This is a genomic window from Gephyromycinifex aptenodytis, assembly GCF_012277275.1.
Taxonomy (GTDB): domain Bacteria; phylum Actinomycetota; class Actinomycetes; order Actinomycetales; family Dermatophilaceae; genus Gephyromycinifex; species Gephyromycinifex aptenodytis.
Map to the genome: position 1 here is coordinate 1927083 of NZ_CP051155.1, position 17967 is coordinate 1945049.

Annotated in this window: 13 protein-coding genes; 9 read left to right on the plus strand and 4 right to left on the minus strand. The window is 67.1% G+C overall.

Annotated elements, in window-relative coordinates; translation table 11 throughout:
* Window positions 1-248: 248 nt before the first annotated feature.
* Window positions 249-1730, plus strand: a complete 1482-nt coding sequence (locus G9V96_RS08370; RefSeq protein ID WP_168582622.1) for a DHA2 family efflux MFS transporter permease subunit — start codon at window positions 249-251, stop codon at window positions 1728-1730.
* A 96-nt stretch (window positions 1731-1826) separates the two neighbouring features.
* Here G9V96_RS08370 and G9V96_RS08375 read toward each other — a convergent pair whose 3' ends face one another.
* Window positions 1827-2657 (minus strand): SDR family oxidoreductase, encoded by an 831-nt coding sequence (locus tag G9V96_RS08375; protein ID WP_264318498.1) that lies wholly within the window; start codon window positions 2655-2657, stop codon window positions 1827-1829.
* A gap of 138 nt (window positions 2658-2795) precedes the next feature.
* Window positions 2796-4493 (minus strand): class I adenylate-forming enzyme family protein, encoded by a 1698-nt coding sequence (locus G9V96_RS08380; RefSeq protein WP_168582623.1) that lies wholly within the window; start codon window positions 4491-4493, stop codon window positions 2796-2798.
* A gap of 183 nt (window positions 4494-4676) precedes the next feature.
* Here G9V96_RS08380 and G9V96_RS08385 point away from each other — a divergent pair, with 183 nt between their 5' ends.
* The 6 genes from G9V96_RS08385 (at window position 4677) to G9V96_RS08410 (ending at window position 12789) form a co-directional block, all read left to right on the plus strand.
* On the plus strand, window positions 4677-6461 hold the full coding sequence (locus G9V96_RS08385; RefSeq protein ID WP_168582624.1) for an acyclic terpene utilization AtuA family protein: 1785 nt from the start codon (window positions 4677-4679) through the stop codon (window positions 6459-6461).
* The gene (locus G9V96_RS08390; protein WP_168582625.1) at window positions 6458-8053 is read left to right on the plus strand and encodes an acyl-CoA carboxylase subunit beta; all 1596 of its coding nucleotides are present in this window, start codon (window positions 6458-6460) and stop codon (window positions 8051-8053) included. Before G9V96_RS08385 ends, G9V96_RS08390 begins: the two co-directional genes overlap by 4 nt.
* Window positions 8054-8066: 13 nt before the next feature.
* Window positions 8067-10109, plus strand: a complete 2043-nt coding sequence (locus G9V96_RS08395) for an acetyl/propionyl/methylcrotonyl-CoA carboxylase subunit alpha (RefSeq protein ID WP_226913233.1) — start codon at window positions 8067-8069, stop codon at window positions 10107-10109.
* Between the two features lie 88 nt (window positions 10110-10197).
* Window positions 10198-11373, plus strand: coding sequence for an acyl-CoA dehydrogenase family protein (locus tag G9V96_RS08400; RefSeq protein WP_168582626.1), 1176 nt, complete (start codon window positions 10198-10200; stop codon window positions 11371-11373).
* Between the two features lie 11 nt (window positions 11374-11384).
* Window positions 11385-12143 (plus strand): enoyl-CoA hydratase family protein, encoded by a 759-nt coding sequence (locus G9V96_RS08405; protein ID WP_168582627.1) that lies wholly within the window; start codon window positions 11385-11387, stop codon window positions 12141-12143.
* 43 nt (window positions 12144-12186) lie between these two features.
* On the plus strand, window positions 12187-12789 hold the full coding sequence (locus G9V96_RS08410) for a TetR/AcrR family transcriptional regulator (RefSeq protein ID WP_168582628.1): 603 nt from the start codon (window positions 12187-12189) through the stop codon (window positions 12787-12789).
* Between the two features lie 74 nt (window positions 12790-12863).
* Here the strand turns inward: G9V96_RS08410 and G9V96_RS08415 are convergent, their stop codons facing one another.
* On the minus strand, window positions 12864-14402 hold the full coding sequence (locus tag G9V96_RS08415) for an acyl-CoA synthetase (protein WP_210424362.1): 1539 nt from the start codon (window positions 14400-14402) through the stop codon (window positions 12864-12866).
* Window positions 14403-14649: 247 nt separating this feature from the next.
* Here G9V96_RS08415 and G9V96_RS08420 point away from each other — a divergent pair, with 247 nt between their 5' ends.
* On the plus strand, window positions 14650-15453 hold the full coding sequence (locus tag G9V96_RS08420) for a TIGR03084 family metal-binding protein (RefSeq protein WP_168582629.1): 804 nt from the start codon (window positions 14650-14652) through the stop codon (window positions 15451-15453).
* A gap of 25 nt (window positions 15454-15478) precedes the next feature.
* On the plus strand, window positions 15479-16645 hold the full coding sequence (locus G9V96_RS08425; RefSeq protein ID WP_168582630.1) for an acyl-CoA dehydrogenase family protein: 1167 nt from the start codon (window positions 15479-15481) through the stop codon (window positions 16643-16645).
* Between the two features lie 24 nt (window positions 16646-16669).
* On the opposite strand, the gene G9V96_RS08430 is transcribed toward G9V96_RS08425, so the two are convergent.
* Window positions 16670-17854, minus strand: a complete 1185-nt coding sequence (locus G9V96_RS08430; protein ID WP_168582631.1) for a PucR family transcriptional regulator — start codon at window positions 17852-17854, stop codon at window positions 16670-16672.
* Window positions 17855-17967 lie beyond the last annotated feature (113 nt).

A 17967-nucleotide genomic window follows, 5' to 3' on the forward strand; every position in this document is an offset into this window, starting at 1 on the left:
CCGCAGCCGGTCCCTCAGCACTAACACCCGTCGGGTGCACGCCAGTTACCAGTCGGTCACCTTCGCCAACCCGCCGAACAGCCCCGGTCCACCGTGGACTTGCCGGGCGCCTGGCCACCGCGGCACAGCCCGCCGACAGGCGCTGCCTCGCGCCGGACGCGTGTCGAGCGCACCTACGGCGCAGGGTTACTCTCATTGGCGGCCGGTTGAACTTCGGGATCCACCGGTCTTTTCACGGGAAGGCGACCATGACACACCCACGCGAGCACACCCCAGCGCCGGAGCATGGGCCGACAGGCAATCCGTGGCCGGCGCTGTGGGCCCTGGTGCTCGGGTTCTTCATGATCCTGGTGGATTCGACGATCGTCTCCATCGCTACCCCGGCGTTGATGACGCACTTCGACGCCGACATCAACTCGGTGCTGTGGGTGACGAGCGCTTACCTGCTCGCCTACGCCGTCCCGTTGCTCATCACCGGCCGCCTCGGCGACCGGTTCGGCCCCAAACGGGTATACCTGGCCGGTCTGTGCGTCTTCACCCTGGCCTCTTTGTGGTGCGGCTTGACCGATTCCATCGCAGGTCTGGTGGCCGCCCGCGTGGTTCAGGGGGTCGGGGCCTCGATGATGACCCCGCAGACCATGTCGGTCATCACCCGGACCTTCCCGCCGCATCGTCGCGGCTCGGCGATGGCGCTGTGGGGCGCGACGGCCGGGGTGGCCACGCTCATCGGCCCGCTCATGGGTGGGGTGCTCATCGACACCCTGGGATGGCAGTGGATCTTCTTCGTCAATGTTCCGGTGGGTGTTCTTGGGTTCGTGCTCGCTTGGCGGCTCGTCCCCCGGCTGCCCACCCACGCCAAAGCCATCGACTGGATCGGCGTCGCACTGTCGGCTGTCGGCCTGTTCTGCGGAGTGTTCGCCATCCAGGAGGGTGAAGCCTTCCATTGGGGCACCATCTGGGGACCGATCTCGGTGCCGCTATTGCTCGCCGTCGGCGGCATCCTGCTCGTCACGTTCCTGTGGTGGCAGACGCGAGTGCGCATCGATCCGCTCGTGCCGTTGTCTCTGTTTCGCGACCGGAACTTCTCGATAGCCAACATCGGCATCACCACCGTGGGGTTCACGGTGACGGCGATGATCTTCCCGTTCACGATCTACGCCCAGACGGTGCGCGGGCTGAGCCCCACGGGAGCGGCGCTCCTGCTCGCGCCGCAGGCAGTGATGTCGATCCTGCTGGCCCGCCCGGCCGGGCTTCTCATCGACCGAGTCCATCCGCGCCTGCTGGCCGGGATCGGGCTGCTCGGCATGTCGATCTCCCTCGTGCTGCTCAGCCGCCTCATGGCTCCCGGCACCCCCACGCTCGGGATCTTGGCAGTGGCCGTCCTCATGGGCTCTTCGAGTTCTCTCGTCTGGGGGCCGTTGTCGACCTCGGCCAGCCGCAACCTGCCGCCAAATCTGGCCGGCGCCGGTTCGGGGGTGTACAACACGACCCGCCAAATCGGCTCTGTCCTGGGCAGCGCGGCCATCGCCGCGTTCATGCACATGCGTATCGCAGCCCACGTTCCCGGCGCCGCCGCAACCCCGCACATGGGGGGCGCGATGCCGCCGGAGATCGCCGAGGCCTTCTCCAAGGCGTTGTCCGAGGCGATCCTGCTACCCGCCGGGGTCGTCCTCATCGGATGGGTCGCCGCGCTGTTCTTCGAACAACCCCGCCACCTGCGCCGTTCCTGACAGCTTCGACCGCCACACCCCATCGGCAGGAGTGGCTGGTCTGCACGCGTAGACGCCCCGGCGCCAACTGGCGTCGGGGCGTCTACCTGTGAGGCCCTACAGGAACAGGTCCAGCGCCAGCGGCGGAGTTCCGCCATAGCCGGACAGGTCGGTGCGACCGGCCGTGCGAAGCACATCGGCGTCGATGAGCGTGTGCCCGCTGACCTGCGCCGGGTCCGCGCTCACGATGATCATCGCGGCGTCGGCCATGATCTGCGGGTCGCGGGAGTGCTCGATCATCTCCACCCCGCCCAGGGCGGCCATGTTGCGCACCGCCGCCGTCGCGATGGCCGTCTCCGGCCACAGGCAGTTCGATGCCACCCCGGCGTCGGCGTTCTCCGCCGCGATGCTCAACCCCACCAGGGACATCGCGTACTTGCTCATCGTGTACGCCGGGTGCGCGCCCAGCCAGGCCGGGTCCAGGTTGATCGGTGGCGCGAGGGTCAACACGTGCGGGTGCGACGAACGGCGCAAGTGCGCCAGCGCGGCCCGCGTCAGCAGGAACGTGCCGCGCAGGTTGATGTCGAGCATGAGGTCGAGCCGCTTGACGGGCAGGTCCTGCGTGCCGGAGAGGTTGATGGCGCTGGCGTTGTTCACCACGATGTCGATCCCGCCGAACTCGGCGACCGCGGCATCGACGAGGCGGTCCACGTCCTCTTCATTGCGGATGTCGCCGACCAGCGGCAACACCTGGCCACCGGCTGCGCGAATCTCCTCGGCTGCGGTGTGCACAGTGCCGGGCAGCCGCGGATCAGGGGTGTCCGTCTTAGCCACCAGGGCGATGTTGGCGCCCAGGCGTGCAGCCGCCAGGGCGATGGACAGTCCGATGCCTCGACTGCCGCCGGACATCACCAGCGTCCGGCCGCTCAAAGCAGCCTCGGCGGGCAAGCTCAGGGGGAGTTTTGCCGCAGCAGCGCGGACCCCACCAGGGTCGGCTCCCAACGGTGTGTTCAGGTTGTCGTTGTCCACGTCGGTGGCCACCTTTTCACTCGGTCGGACAGTTCAAGGACTCGTTAGCTTCTCTGATCACGCCCGCGCGCTGGGCCGATATCCCTCGACATCGCGCAACGTGTCACGCAGGTCAGCCTTACGCAGTTTGCCGGTGCCGGTGCGCGGAAGCTCCTGCGCCACGATGATCTCGCGGGGCCGGTAGGAGCTACTCAGGTGTTCCCGTCCGTACTCGTCGATAGAGGCGATCAGCTCGGCATGCTTGGTGGGGTCGGCGGCCACCACAGGCGTCGGGACGACCACGGCGACGACCCGCTCTCCCCATTGCTCGTCTTGTTTGCCGATAACCGCGACCTCGGCGATATCGGGGTGGTCGAGCAACACCGATTCGACAGCCTGGGTGGAGACATTTTCTCCGCCGGCCTTGACGATGTCCTTGATGCGGTCGACGAACCAGAAAATGCCGTCCTCGTCGAAGGAACCGATATCGAGGGAGTGCAACCAGCCGCCGGTGAACACGCTCGGGTCAGGCACCAAATAGTTCTCCATCACCCCGGGCCCTCGGTACACGAGTTCACCTTGCTGGCCGGTCGGTAACTGGTCGCCGGTGCCGGGCTCGACCACCGCGGTGGTGGCGAAAGCTGTGGTGTAGCCCCAACTGGCGCGTTTTTCCTCGGCGATGTCCGGCCAGTGCATGAATCCCGCGGGCAGCGCCTCGGTCATCCCCGAGCCGAGCATGATCCGGGCATGTGGCAGCCGCTGGGCCACCAGAGCACGCAGCCCCTCCTTCATCGGCGCCATGCCGTACAACAGGGAAGTCAGGTGCTCTAAGCCGTGGCCATGGGCATGCGCCCAGTTCAGGAGTCCTTCGATCATGATGGGCAGGCCGACGAAATGCGTCGTCTGTGACTCCACGATCGTGCGGCCCAAGCTCTCCACGTCGAACCCGGGGAGCACATGCACGGTGCCGCCCATCGCGAGCATGGGCAGCATGATGGCGTTCATCGCCGTCGTGTGGAAAAGCGGCAGGACCAGGGTGCTCACGCTGGGCTGACCGCCCCAGTTCAACCCGAGCGTTGCCGCGTTGGCGTGCATCGCGATCGTTACCGCGACATGGCTGGTGAGCACACCCTTGGGGTCGGCCGAGGTACCTGAGGAAAACATGATCTGGGCGATCTGACGATCGGCGATGACCACGTCGGGCGGGCTGGCTGGGTCGACTCCTGGGGTGTTGTCGGCGTATCGCTGGAAGTCAGACCACGACCAGTACCGCGCGTTGGCCAGCGCTGGCTCGCCCTCGGGGTGACTGCCGATGACGATGACGCTCTCCACCGAATCGCTGATCTGCGCAGCAATGAGGCCGAGCAGCGGCAGCAGCCCTTCGTGGACGATAAGGACTCGGGCGCCCGCGCCTCGCAGCGCCTTGACGATGTTCTCGGCGCCGCCAAGCAGGTTGATCAGCAGAGCCGCGCCTCCCATCTTGGCGACTCCTAGGTAGCCGGCCACGATCTCGGGGCAGTTCGGCGCCATGATCGCCACCGGTTCCCGAGATTGGATGCCAAGCGCCATGAGTCCGTGCGCGAGACGGTTGGCTTCTTCTTCGAGCTGTAGGTAGGTCAAGGACCGGGTGGGTCCGACGATGGCCAGGCGTTCCTGATAAGTCGCCGCGGAGCGGGTGGGGACGTCGCCGATAGAGATGCGTCGGGCGATCGCTTGGTCACGCTCAGCTCCGGAAACGGTATCCGGGTCGGAGGATTCCACGATGGGCAGGCGCATAGCCGGCCCTCCTTTCACAGGGGGTCAAGATCAGCCGCTGCGCTTTTCATGGCCGGATCCTTTCCGTGAACTTAGCCCCGGACCCCAAAACCGTCAAGCATGGTTGATTTTTTTCATCGTCCGTGTCAGGGTGACCGGAACCGCATCCCTGTGATGCCCGCCCCCACGAAAGGAGGCCCTGCCATGACAAACGCCTCCACGGGCCCCGTCCGCATCGGCAACATGTCGGGTTTCTACGGCGACCGCGCCGCAGCTATGCGCGAGATGCTCACCGACGGTCAACTCGACTACCTCACCGGCGATTACCTGGCCGAGCTGACCATGCTCATCCTGGCCCGCTCCCAGATGAAGGACCCCAGCGCCGGTTACGCCTCCACCTTCTTGCGCCAGGTGGGCGACAACCTCGAACTCCTGGCTGAGCGCCGGGTCAAGCTCGTCGCCAACGCCGGCGGCCTCAACCCAGCGGGGCTCGCCGAGGCGCTGCGCGCGCTGATCACGCAACGCGGCCTCGACCTGCGCGTCGCCCACGTCGAGGGCGACAACCTGCTCCCCCGCGCGGATGAGCTCGGCTTCTCGGGCGCCTTGGCGGCCAACGCCTACCTTGGCGCCTGGGGCATCGTCGAGTGCCTGGCTGCCGGTGCCGACATCGTCGTCACCGGGCGGGTCACCGATGCCTCCGTCATCGTCGCCCCCGCGGCCTATCACTTCGGCTGGTCACGCGACGACGTCGACGCGATCGCCGGGGCAATGGCCGCCGGGCACGTCATTGAATGCGGCACCCAGGCCACCGGAGGCAACTACGCCTTCTTCAACCGCCCGACCGAGATCGCTTCGCTGGTCCACGCGGGATTTCCCATCGCTGAGATCGATGCGCGGGGGAACAGCGTCATCACCAAGCACGACGGCACTCAGGGTGCGGTGACCGTCGGTACCGTCACCTCCCAGTTGCTGTATGAGGTCAGTGGCGCCCGCTACGCAGGTCCTGACGCCATCCTGTTGCTCGACCACGTCCAGCTCACGCAGGAGGGCCGCGACCGAGTCCGGATGTCGGGCGCCCGCGGTGAAGCACCACCGCCGCAGGTCAAAGTCTCGATCAACCGGCTCGGCGGCTTCCGCAACGAGATCACCCTGTACCTGACCGGCCTGGACATCGAGGACAAAGCCACCCTGCTGCGAGCGCAGTTCGACGCTATCCGCCCCGCGCCCGCGCAGATGGACCTGCGTCTGGAACGCACCGACCACCCCGACGCGGACACCCAGGTCGCAGCCTCAGCCCGGTTCACCGCTGTCGCTTGGGACCGGGACAAGGCGGTGGCAGACAACTTTGCGCGTGCCGCCGTCGAATTCGGCCTCGGCACCTGTCCTGGCGTCTTCTTCCACGCTCCTCCGCCGGCGTCGAGCCCGTGGGGCGTGTTCGTCCCGGGCTATGTGCCACAAGAGGTGCCCGAGCATGTCGCCGTCCTCGCCGACGGCACGAGAATCCCCATCCCGGCGCCTGAGGTCACCCAACCGATCGGCTCCAGCGAGACCTCCCTGCCGCTACCGACGCACTCCTCCCTCGGCGAGCGCCCCACCGTCCGGGCCCCGCTGGGCCGCATCGCCGGCGCACGCTCTGGCGACAAGGGACCCGACGCGAACATCGGTGTCTGGGTTGAGGACGACGCGGCCTACGCGTGGCTTCTGAACACCCTCACTGTCCCCGAGCTAAAACGACTGCTGCCTGAGACGAGCGAACTGCCGGTCGAGCGTTTCGAATTCCCCCACCTGCGGGCGGTCAACTTCGTCATTCACGGTCTGCTCGGGCACGGCGTCGCCCACGGCGCGCGCTTCGATCCGCAAGCCAAAGGCCTGGGCGAATGGTTGCGCTCCCGGCATGTGGAGATCCCGACAGACCTTTTCGCTTCAGGCGCGCTGCCGGCGCAGGGGGCCACCGACACCACACCTACGGAAAGCGAGCCACGGCGATGACCGCTGCGAGCACCATCGACATCACCTCGGCCGAGTACGCCGCAGCCGAGGCGGCCATGCTGGAGAAGCTGGCTCGGATCGATGAACAACTCGACCTGGCCGTTGCAGGCGGAGGCGAAGCCAGCGTCGCCCGGCTCCGTAAACGCGGCAAGATGACGCCCCGCGAACGCATCGACACCATCCTGGACCGGGGATCGCCGTTCCTGGAGTTGTGCCCGCTGGCTGCCTGGGGTTCATCCTTCCTCGTCGGCGCCTCCATCGTCGGCGGCATCGGTGTCGTCGAGGGCGTGGAGTGCCTCCTCATTGCCAACGACTCGACCGTCAAGGGCGGCACCTCCAACCCGTGGACCCTGCGCAAGATGTTGCGGCTGCAAGAGATCGCCGCGCAGAACCGGCTGCCGCTGATCAACCTCGTCGAATCGGGCGGCGCCGACCTGCCCACGCAGAAAGAAGTGTTCATCCCCGGTGGCGCGATGTTCCGCAACCTCACCCAACTCTCGGCGCAAGGCATCCCGACCATCGCTGTCGTCTACGGCAACTCCACCGCCGGGGGCGCGTACGTGCCAGGCCTGTCCGACCACGTCGTCATGATCGAGGAACGCTCCAAGGTGTTCCTGGCCGGACCGCCCCTGGTCAAAGCCGCCACCGGCGAGATCACCGACGACGAATCCCTCGGCGGCGCCGACATGCACGCCAGGATCTCCGGCTTGGCCGACCATTTGGCCGTCGACGAACATGACGCCGCGCGGATCGCCCGCTCCATCGTGCGCCGCCTCAACTGGTCGAAGAAGGGCCCCGCGCCACGCGGACCCGGCCGCGCCCCCGCCCTGGACCCGGTCGAGTTGATCGGCGTCGTGCCCGAAGACCTGAAAACCCCGTTCGACCCCCGCGAGATCATCCTGCGCGTCGTCGACGATTCTGCCTTCGATGAGTTCAAGCCGCTGTACGGCTCCAGCCTTGTCACCGGCTGGGCGCAGATCCACGGCTACCCCGTCGGGATCCTGGCCAACGCCCGCGGGGTGTTGTTCAGCGAGGAGTCGCAGAAAGCCACTCAGTTCATCCAACTGGCGAACTCCGCCAACACGCCTCTGCTGTTCATGCACAACACGACCGGCTACATGGTCGGCAAGACCTACGAGCAGGGCGGCATCATCAAGCACGGCTCAATGATGGTCAACGCCGTCTCCAACTCCACGGTGCCGCACATCTCGCTCATCACCGCCGCCAGTTACGGCGCCGGTCACTACGGCATGTGCGGGCGGGCATTCAACCCGAGGTTCCTGTTCTCGTGGCCCTCGGCACGTTCGGCCGTCATGGGCGCCGAACAGTTGGCCTCGGTCGTCAGCTCCGTGGCCGCTGCGGCCTCACGCGCCCGGGGCGCCGAGATGGATGCCCAGACCCAGCAGAAGATGTTCGACGCCATCCGCGAGCAGGTCGAGGCCGAGTCCTTGCCCGAGTTCCTCTCCGGGATGCTCTACGACGACGGCATCATCGACCCCCGCGACACCAGGACGGTGCTGGGCCTGGCCCTGTCCGCTATTCATTCCGGACCGATCGAAGGCGCCGATGGTTTCGGCGTCTTCCGGATGTGACCAGGAGACGATGATGAGTAACGACACCGACATGTGTGCAGAGGACAGCATCGCTCCGGTCCTGATCGCCAACCGTGGGGAGATCGCCCGGCGGGTCATCGCCGCAGCGCGGTTACGGGGGCTACCCACGATCGCCGTGCACTCCGACGCCGACACGCACGCCCCGTTCGTGGCCGAAGCCGACGCCGCCGTGCGCCTGCCCGGGGTCACCCCCACCCAGACCTACCTGAACGCCGAGCTGATCCTGGAGGCAGCGCGCCGTGCCGGCGCCCGCTCCGTTCATCCCGGCTACGGTTTTCTGTCTGAGAACGCGCAGTTCGCGCAAGCCGTCATCGACGCCGGTCTGACGTGGATCGGCCCATCGCCAGAGTCGATAACGGCGATGGGCTCGAAAACCCGCGCCAAGGAGATGATGGCCGCCGCCGGGGTGCCGGTGCTAGGCAATCTGCACGTCGAGGAAATCACAGCGGACATGCTTCCGGTTCTGGTCAAAGCCTCGGCCGGCGGAGGCGGGCGCGGCATGCGTGTGGTCCGCGACATGGACTCCCTGGAACGTGAATACCGGGGCGCGGCCGCCGAGGCCAAGTCCGCCTTCGGCGATGCCACCGTGTTCATCGAACGGTTCATCGAGTCCGGGCGGCACATCGAGGTCCAGCTCATGGCTGATGCGCACGGCACCGTCTGGGCCGTCGGAGAACGCGAATGCTCCATTCAGCGGCGCCACCAGAAGGTCATCGAGGAGGCGCCCTCGCCGTTGGTGGCAGCCATCCCCGGCATGCGGGAACGGCTCTTCGAGGCAGCCCGCGCCGCCGCCCGCGCGGTCGAGTACACCGGCGCTGGGACGGTGGAGTTCCTCGCCGACGAAACCGGTGACTTCTTCTTCCTGGAGATGAACACCCGCCTGCAGGTGGAGCACCCGGTGACGGAGGCGACCACCGGCCTAGACCTGGTTGCCCTCCAGTTCGACGTGGCCGCCGGGCTGCCGCTGCCCGGGCAGGCGCCGCCACCCATCCGCGGCTGGTCCCTTGAAGCGCGCCTGTACGCCGAGGACCCGGCCAACGACTGGCAGCCGAGCTCCGGTGAGTTGACGCGCCTGGAATTCGACGACGTCACCTCGACCTTCAGCGGCCCGGCGGTTCCGGGGGTCCGTCTGGACACCGGCTTCGAGCCCACCCTCGGTTGCCCCGCGAGCGTCGGTACCCACTACGACGCCATGCTGGCCAAGGTCATCACGTGGGCGCCGACACGCGCTGAAGCCGTCGGCCGACTCAGCGCGGCCCTGCGCCGCGCCCGGATCCACGGCCTGGGCACCAACCGCGATCTGCTGGTGCGCATCCTCGATGACACCGGGTTCCGTTCGGGTCAGTTCGACACCTCGTTCCTGTCTCCACAGCGGCTGGCGCAGCTCAGCCGCCCCCTTGCCGAGGACGACGCCCTCGCGGTGTCGATGTTTGCTGCAGCGGTGGCCCTAGAAGCCAAGACCGCCGCTGAAGATATGCCGACGCCCACGGTGCCCGCCGGGTTCCGCAACGTCGGGACCACGACCACCAGCCACCGGTTCCGGCACCGCGGCGAAGAAGTGACGGTGCGCCTGCAACGCAGCCGGGGCGGAACCGCTCACGGTACCGAGACAGCCACCGGCGCTGTCGCCCTCGACGTAGACCTGCGCCGCGGCAGCGGTGACGGCATCATCGTGCGGGTCGAACGTGACCAGGTCGTGCGCCCCTTCACTGTGCACACCTACCCCAACGGCGTGATCGGGGTCGATTCCGGGCAGGGCCCGGTCGACCTGTTCGAGCTGCCCCGCTACGAGGACCCCTCACAGGTTGCCTCGCAGGGCTCGCTGCTGTCGCCGATGCCCGGTTCGATCATCGCGATCCACGTCGAGGTCGGGCAGGAGGTCACTGCCGGGCAGATCCTGCTCTCGATGGAGGCCATGAAGATGGAGCACGCCGTTCGCGCCGGCGCCGATGGCGTCGTCACGGAACTGCCCGTCGCCGTCGGCGACCAGGTCGATTCGGGCCGCGTCCTGGCCGTCGTGCACTCCCCCGAATGACCCCGGCGCCAGGCCGGCTCCGACGGCGCTACTCCTGGCCATCTCAGCACCGCGCGACCCCACAGACCCTCACGAAGGCAGGACAATCATGACCACGGATGCAATCCTCCACGTCACCGACACCGAGGAGCACGCGGCGCTGAAATCTGCGGTGCGCTCACTCGGCTCCAGCTACGGCCTGAAATACATGATCGAGAAGGCCGACGCGGGCGAATACCCGACCGAGCTGTGGCGCGAGGCCGGGCGGATGGGCTTCATCGGCGTGAACCTACCGGAGCAGTACGGCGGCGGGGGCGCGGGCATCAGCGAGCTGGCCATCGTCGAAGAAGAACTGTCGGCCTGCGGCACCGGGATGCTCATGCTCGTGGTCTCTCCGGCCATCGTCGGCACGATCATCGCGGCCTTCGGAAGCCAGGAACAGAAGGAGACCTGGCTGCCCGGTATCGCCTCGGGTGAGTTCGTCGCCTCCTTTGCCATCACCGAGGCCGACGCGGGCACGAACAGCCACAACATTGCCAGCACCGCCCGCCGGGTCGGCGGCCAGTGGATACTCAAGGGCAACAAGACCTACATCTCCGGGGTCGACCAGTCCGACGCAGTGCTGTACGTCGCCAATGTCGTCAACGATGACGGCTCGCGCGGCAAACCGGCACTGTTCATGGTGCCGACCGACGCACAGGGCTTCACCGCCAACCGGATCCCGATGGAGGTCAAGCTCGCCGAGTGGCAGTACCAACTGTTCCTCGACGACGTGGCACTGCCCGATTCGGCTCTCATCGGCTCTGCGGAGTCCGGTCTCCCGCAGCTGTTCATGGGCTTGAACCCGGAGCGGATCATGGCCGCAGCGATGGCCACCGGGCAGGCGCGGTTCAGCCTCGACCGGGCCGTTGACTACGCCAAAGAACGCTCCGTGTGGGGCACCCCCATCGGCGCTCACCAGGGCATCTCGCACCCGCTGGCCCAGTGCCGCATCGAGCTGGAGCTCGCCCGACTGATGTGGCAGAAAGCAGCGGCGCTCTTCGACGCAGGCCTTCACCGGGAAGCCGCGGACTGCGCCAACATGGGCAAGTACGCAGCCGGTGAGATCTCGGCGAAGGCTCTGGATCAGGCGGTGCAGACCCTGGGCGGCAACGGGCTGTCCACCGAGTACGGCCTGGCCCGGATGTACGCCGCCTCCCGCCTGCCCCGCATCGCCCCGATCAGCCGGGAAATGCTCCTGAACTACGTGGGCACAACCATCATGGGCCTGCCCCGAAGCTACTGAAGGGGATCACCATGCCGATCAGATACGACCAATCCAACGGCGTCGCCCGCATCACCCTCGATGAGCCGGGCAGACGCAACGCCCTGTCGGGCCAGCTCATCGCCGAGGTCACCGACCACCTACAGAAGGCCGACTCGCAGGAGTCGGTACGCTCCATCGTTCTGGATCACGAGGGCAACACCTTCTGCTCGGGTGCGGACCTGACGTCGGCCTCCGAGGGCGGGATCGAGGTTGCCGCCACCCGCTTCCTGGGACTGCTGCGGCTCATCGTCGCCACGCCGAAACCGGTGATCGCTGTCGTGGACGGCCACGTCCGCGCCGGAGGGATGGGCCTGTTGTCCGCCTGCGATGTCGCCTTCGCCTCGCCGGGATCGACGTTCGGCGCACCGGAGCCGCGCATCGGCGTCGCACCTGCGCTCATCGCTCTGACGATGCTGCCCCGCCTCGACTCCCGTTCGGCTGCCAGGCATCTGCTGTCCGGGAGTACGTTCGACGCGCAGGAAGCGGCACGCTGCGGCCTGGTCACCGCGCTCGAAGCGGACCCGCGCGCCGCCGCGCACGGATACGCCACCGAACTGCTGGCCTGCGCCCCGCAAGCCCTGCGCGAAACCAAGGCGCTGCTCAATCATGGGATACTTCGCGCGTTCGAGGAGCGGGGTGCTGAACTCGTGTCCACCTCTGCCCGGCTGTTCGCCAGCCCGGCCGCCCAAGAGGGCATGGCTGCGTTCCTCGAACGGCGGCAGCCTTCGTGGGCAACCGACGATCAGTAGGGGCCGCCCGCGAACACCGCCCCAGGGAAGGACGAAACGACTCATGGTGAATGCGCCCAAACAGGACCGGAGCCGGCAGACGCACCGAAAGCTCATCGAGTGCACCATCCGCATCCTGGCCAGTAAGGGGCTGCAGGCGACCACCGTGAGTCTGGTGGCCGAAGAGGCGGGCGTCTCGCGCGGCGCCGCCCAACATCACTTCCCGACCCGCGAAGCGTTGATCAAGGAAGCCATCGAGCAGATCTCGGCCGAACGCACCGCAGTGCTGCGGGAAGCGATGGCCTCCTTGGACAGCGAGGGCGCGGGTGCCCCCGCCGAAGACGTGGCGCGCCTGGTCTTCGAAGTGTTCAGCGGCGACCTGTTCCATGCTGCGGTGCACGTGTGGGCAGCCGCAGCTAGCGACCAGAAGCTCAAAGAGATCATCATGCCGGCCGAGGCTCGGTACAACCGCGAGGTGTACGAGTTGACCGCCCGGGCGCTACACGCCGACCTCACAGATCGCCACACCCGGCGACTGCTGACCGTGCTGCTCGACCTCGGCCACGGCCTGGGACTGTCCTCCATGCTCATCGACCCGGGCGATCGGATCCAGCGTCACGTCGAGGCCTGCGGCGCGGTCCTGCAGGGCATCAAGCGCCTCGCCTGACCAACCGAGCATCAGCACACCGACACGGGCGGGGCAGGTCTGACCTGCCCCGCCCGTGCACTTCACCCCTGGTATCAGTCGCGGTAGACCGCGGAACCTTCGCCGTCCCACTGCTTGCGTAGCTCGCGTTTGAGGATTTTGCCGGTGGCATTGCGGGGTAGCTCTTCGACGAACTCGATGTGTTTGGGGCATTTGAAGTGCGCGAGGTGCTCTCGCAGCCAGTCGATGAGCTCCTGCTCGGTCAACCCCGAGTCCTGCGCGCGGGCGACGAAGGCGGTGACCGCTTCACCCCACACCTGGTCGGGTTTGCCGACGACGGCGACCTCCCGCACATCCGGGTGCCTGATGATTGCTTGTTCCACCTCGGCCGAGTACACGTTCTCCCCGCCGGTGATGACCATGTCCTTCTTGCGGTCGACGATGCTGTAGAAACCGTCGTCATCCACCCTGGCCAAGTCACCGGAGTAGAACCAGCCATCCCGCAGCGCCTCGCTGGTGGCCTCTGGCTTGTTCCAGTACCCGGCAAAAATGTTGGGACCGCGGATGATGAGTTCGCCAACCTCCCCGTCGGGAACTGAGCGGCCCTGCTCATCGACAATCCGGAACTCCACGTTGATCACCGGTTTACCGATCGAACCGGCCTTCCGGGTGACGTCCTCTTCACCCAGGCAGGCGCAGATGGGGCTGGTCTCGGTCATACCGAGGCCCTCGGTGAACGGAACTCCCAAGGCGCGGAAGGTCTCGATGATCGGCATCGGGCACGGGGCGCCACCGGAGATCGCGAGCGTGACCGTGGACCAGTCGGTCGTGGCGAACGCGGGGTGAGCCATGATCGCAGCCCACATCGCCGGCACCAGGAAGACGTTGCTGACCTTGTACTTCTCTATCGCACTCAAGCAGGCACCGGGATCGAACGCCTCGAGGATGACGCACGTTCCGCCCATGTACAGGAACGGCAGGGTGTTCACCCCGAGCGCCCCGATGTGGAACAGCGGAGCCGCGGTCAAGGTGATGTCTTGGCGGGTGTAGCCACGTCCGAAGGACATCCCGTTGACGGCGTTCCACAGCATGTTCGCGTGCGTCAGCATGGCGCCCTTGGGCAGCCCGGTGGTTCCGGAGGTGTACATGATGAGGCACACGTCGGTCTCTGCCACGGCGCGCACGACGCGCTCGGTGTCTCCACGAGCGATCATCGCTTCAAGATCGGCTTGCCCACCCGCGGCGCGCAGCGTGCTGTCCGGAACGGTGTAGCGGTGACGGACCTCCGTTTCTGGGGTCACGGCCTGCTCGACCAGCCCGGCGAAGGCCGGAGAGTAGAACAAGGTCGAGGCTCCACTGTCGGTGAGTACGTAGGTGATCTCACGCGGTGAGAGCCGGAAGTTGATCGGCACGGCGATCGCGCCGAGCTTGGCTACCGCCAGCTGCACTTCCAGCGCCTGAATGGAGTTGAGAGTGAGCAAGGCGACGCGCTCTCCGGGGCTGACCCCGGCCCGCGACAGCTCGCCGGCCAACGCGTTCGTGCGCTGCTCGAGCTCATCGAAGGTTCTCTCCTCGGCGGTCACGCCGTCGATGTAGGCGATCCGCTCGGGGTATCGCTGTGCGTGGATGGTCACCCAATTGCCGTAGCCCTGATCCGTTGTCGCCACTATCGCTGGCCTTCCGGTCGCCGTCGTCGAGACGTCTCGAAGCTCTCGCCAGACCCGAGTCGTGGACAACCCGGGGCGTTGCAGGCGAATGCGTTGCTCGCAACTTTGGAAGACTTCAATAAAAAGCGCAAGTGCTGGTTATTTTTCCCTGGGCGTGCTTGACTCGGCGAAACGCACCGCTCACCACCGTCCGCGATCACACCCGGAAGTTGCCATGACAAGCACAAACGCCGATTTCACCGCCTCCTTAGACCGGCTCCGGGCCGAAGGGGACACGCTGGAAAACATCGTGGCCAAATTGACCGAGGAACAGTGGCTCACGCCGACCCCGGCCCCCGGATGGAGCATCGCTTATCAGATTGCGCACCTGGCGTGGACCGATGAAGCCGCGCTGGCGGCCCTGTCGGGCGATGAGGGCTTTGCCCCCTACCTGCGCCAGGCAATGGCTAATCCCACCGGGCTCGTCGACGAAACCGCCGCGACCGGCGCGCAAGCCCCGACGGATGAATTGCTCGCCCGGTGGCGAACCGGCCGCGAGAAACTCGCCGCCGCACTGGAACAAGCCGACCCCCAAGCCCGCTACCCCTGGTTCGGTCCCCCGATGAAAGCTCGTTCCCTGACGACCGCACGAATCATGGAGACCTGGGCCCACGGCCAGGACGTCGTCGACGCGCTCGGGGTCACCCGCCCCCAGAGCCAGGCACTGCGCGACGTCGCCCACCTCGGCGTCATCACCCGCGACTTCACGTACCGCAACAATGGTCTGGAACCCCCCACCACCCCGCTGCGCGTCGAGCTGTCCGGCCCACACGGCGAAACCTGGGAGTGGGGCCCCGCCCAGGCCACAGACTGCGTAAGCGGCAGCGCCCTCGACTTCGCCCTGCTGGTGACCCAACGCCGCGAACCCGAGCAAGTGAACCTGAGCGTCACGGGGTCAGAGGCAGCGACCTGGGTCGCTATCGCCCAAGCATTCGCAGGCCCGCCGACGAAGGCCGACCGCGCCCCTCACTCCCGCTGATCTGCATACGAGAAAGACACCCCACATGAGCCACAGCGACTGGAACAGCTCCGAAATCAACTCCCTGCGCGAGACGGTCACCAAGTTCACCGTCTCGCAGCTCCTCCCCTACCAGGACCAGTGGGAACAGGAGGGGATGATCCCGCGTGAACTGTCGAAGAAGGCCGGCGACCTGGGACTGTTGGGGATCAGCTTCCCGGAGTCGGCAGGCGGCAGTCGCGGCGGGTTACGCGAACTCGTCACGGTCGTCGAGGCCCTGCACGGCGCGGGCGCCGCAGCCGGCATCCAGCCGAGCCTGTTCACGACGCTCATTTCGTGCCCGCATATCGTCGCCTCCGGCAACCAGGACCTGATCGATCGCTACGTCGCACCCGCATTGGCAGGGGAGATGATCGGTTCGCTGGGCATCACTGAACCCGGCGGAGGCTCCGATGTCGGCAACCTGCGCACCACAGCACGCCGCGAGGGTGAGGAGTACGTGCTCACCGGCGCGAAGACCTACATCACCTCCGCCGTGCGCGGCGACTTCACCGTGATCGCCGCCCGAACCGGCGGCGAGGAGCACCCCGGCGCCCGCGGAATCTCGCTGTTCGTCGTCGAAAACGACACCCCCGGTTTCACGGTCACGCGCACCCTGGCCAAGATGGGTTGGCGTTGCTCGGACACCGCCGAGCTGTCCTTGCAGGACGTACGCATCCCGGCCGCTAACCTCGTCGGGCCAGAGAACGGCGCTTTCGTCCTCATCTCGATGGGCTTCGTCTCCGAGCGGATCGGGCTGGCCGCGCAGGCCTACAGCCAGGCGCAGCGGTGCCTCGACCTGAGCGTGCAGTGGTGCCGCGACCGGGAAACCTTCGGTAGCCCGCTCATTGCGCGCCAAAACATCCAGATGACACTGGCGGAGATGGCCCGACGCATCGACGTGACCCGCACCTATGTTCGGGCGATCGCCGACCGGTGGGACGCGGGCGACACCGACCTCGTGGCCGAGGCGTGCTTCGCGAAGAACACCGGCACCGAAACCGGCGAATGGGTCACCAACCAGGCGGTCCAGCTCTTCGGCGGCGCCGGGTTCATGGAGGGCGTCGAGGTTGAGCGGCAGTACCGCGACATGCGCATCAACGGCATCGGCGGCGGCACGGTGGAGATCCTGCGCGAACTGGCCGCTCGACGGCTGGGCTATCTGGCCCGGTAGTCGAGCAGCCCCCGAGCGCCGAACTCAGGCGCTCGGGGCGTGGAGATGTCCTGGGCCACAAGCTAGGGCGCTGCGAGCCGTCAGGAACAGTGCCGCCTCCTGCGGCACCGAAAGGTCCAGGCCGGTGAGTGCCCGCAGGCGAGCCAACCGGTTGACGACCGTGTTGCGGTGGCAATAGCCCAGTTGCGCGGTGCGAGCCACTGACCCGCACGCCAGGTAGACATCGGCCGTCTCCAGCAGGCGCTCCTGTTCTGCTTCGGGCCGCGTGAGCAGCCCAGCGAACACCTCCTGCACGAGAAACGGGGCGACCTGACCCAGTCCAGCCGTCGCGACCGCCAACCAGCCCTGACGGAGGGTGAACGCAGACTCGCATCCGCGCGGCAACACCTCTGCCAGGGTGCGGGCCAGCGCCACCGCCCCGGGCAGGTCTTTCACCCCTGGACACAACGGCACCAGGGCTGCATGCACCGAACGCGCCCGGTCGAGCACGTCCGCGGCGGGCGCCTCCAACGACATGAGGAGCACCACGTCCTGCGCTCGGGCCAGCCAGTGCGGCCGCTGCTGCTGCGCCCAACATTCCCGATAGAAGCTCCACAGCGACTCTCGCCGCGCGACCGGCGCCGCCATCACCAGCAGCGGACTACTCGGGCTCGCCCCGAGCCGCTGGGCGACCGCGTCGAGCAGTTCGTCGTCGTCCTGACCGTCCAGCAGGCGCGCCAACAAGGTGTCGAGTTCGTGATCGCCCTGCTGCACCATGACCGCTTCCTCGTGCAGGTAGGCGTCCTGCACATTGCGGCCGTACTCGTCCACGACCGACAGCAACACCTCCACGTGCTCCACCAGCAGTGCGGCGTCCTCGTCCCCGATCTGGGTGCGCAGGCGATTCCACAGCAGGCTGACGTCGATATGGATGGCCGCCATCAGCGCCCCCAGCGGCACACCCCGCCTAGCCCGGTCCCGCCCGAGGCTCTGCGCCGGGTCGGTGATCACGCGCGTCGGGCCGCAGTGCTCGGCAAGGCGGTTCACGAGGTATTCGAACGAGGCACGGCCGTCAGCCTCGATGCGTTCACGGGGGACCAACCCGGATCGGTAGGGCTCGAGCACCGCCAGGCTTTCGATGAACTCCTCTACCAACGAGGGGATCTGTACCCGAAGTGCCTCCACCACCACCCGCCAGCGCGCCGCGTTCGCCCCGCAGTCGGTATGCATCTGCACAACCTAGCGACCGTTCTCGTGTGCTGTCGTCCAGTTCACACTGCGGCGCCAGGCTGTCAGGATCGGGGGATTCCACGCACGAGTGGCTGACCTTTTGCCGCACAAGG

Bases quoted from the DNA above. Each gene is read 5' to 3' on its own strand.
- G9V96_RS08390 (WP_168582625.1), top strand. From the start codon at position 6,458: ATGACCGCTGCGAGCACCATCGACATCACCTCGGCCGAGTACGCCGCA.
- G9V96_RS08410 (WP_168582628.1), top strand. From the start codon at position 12,187: ATGGTGAATGCGCCCAAACAGGACCGGAGCCGGCAGACGCACCGAAAG.
- G9V96_RS08425 (WP_168582630.1), top strand. From the start codon at position 15,479: ATGAGCCACAGCGACTGGAACAGCTCCGAAATCAACTCCCTGCGCGAG.
- G9V96_RS08380 (WP_168582623.1), bottom strand. From the start codon at position 4,493: ATGCGCCTGCCCATCGTGGAATCCTCCGACCCGGATACCGTTTCCGGA.
- G9V96_RS08405 (WP_168582627.1), top strand. From the start codon at position 11,385: ATGCCGATCAGATACGACCAATCCAACGGCGTCGCCCGCATCACCCTC.
- G9V96_RS08385 (WP_168582624.1), top strand. From the start codon at position 4,677: ATGACAAACGCCTCCACGGGCCCCGTCCGCATCGGCAACATGTCGGGT.
- G9V96_RS08400 (WP_168582626.1), top strand. From the start codon at position 10,198: ATGACCACGGATGCAATCCTCCACGTCACCGACACCGAGGAGCACGCG.
- G9V96_RS08395 (WP_226913233.1), top strand. From the start codon at position 8,067: ATGAGTAACGACACCGACATGTGTGCAGAGGACAGCATCGCTCCGGTC.
- G9V96_RS08430 (WP_168582631.1), bottom strand. From the start codon at position 17,854: ATGCATACCGACTGCGGGGCGAACGCGGCGCGCTGGCGGGTGGTGGTG.
- G9V96_RS08370 (WP_168582622.1), top strand. From the start codon at position 249: ATGACACACCCACGCGAGCACACCCCAGCGCCGGAGCATGGGCCGACA.
- G9V96_RS08420 (WP_168582629.1), top strand. From the start codon at position 14,650: ATGACAAGCACAAACGCCGATTTCACCGCCTCCTTAGACCGGCTCCGG.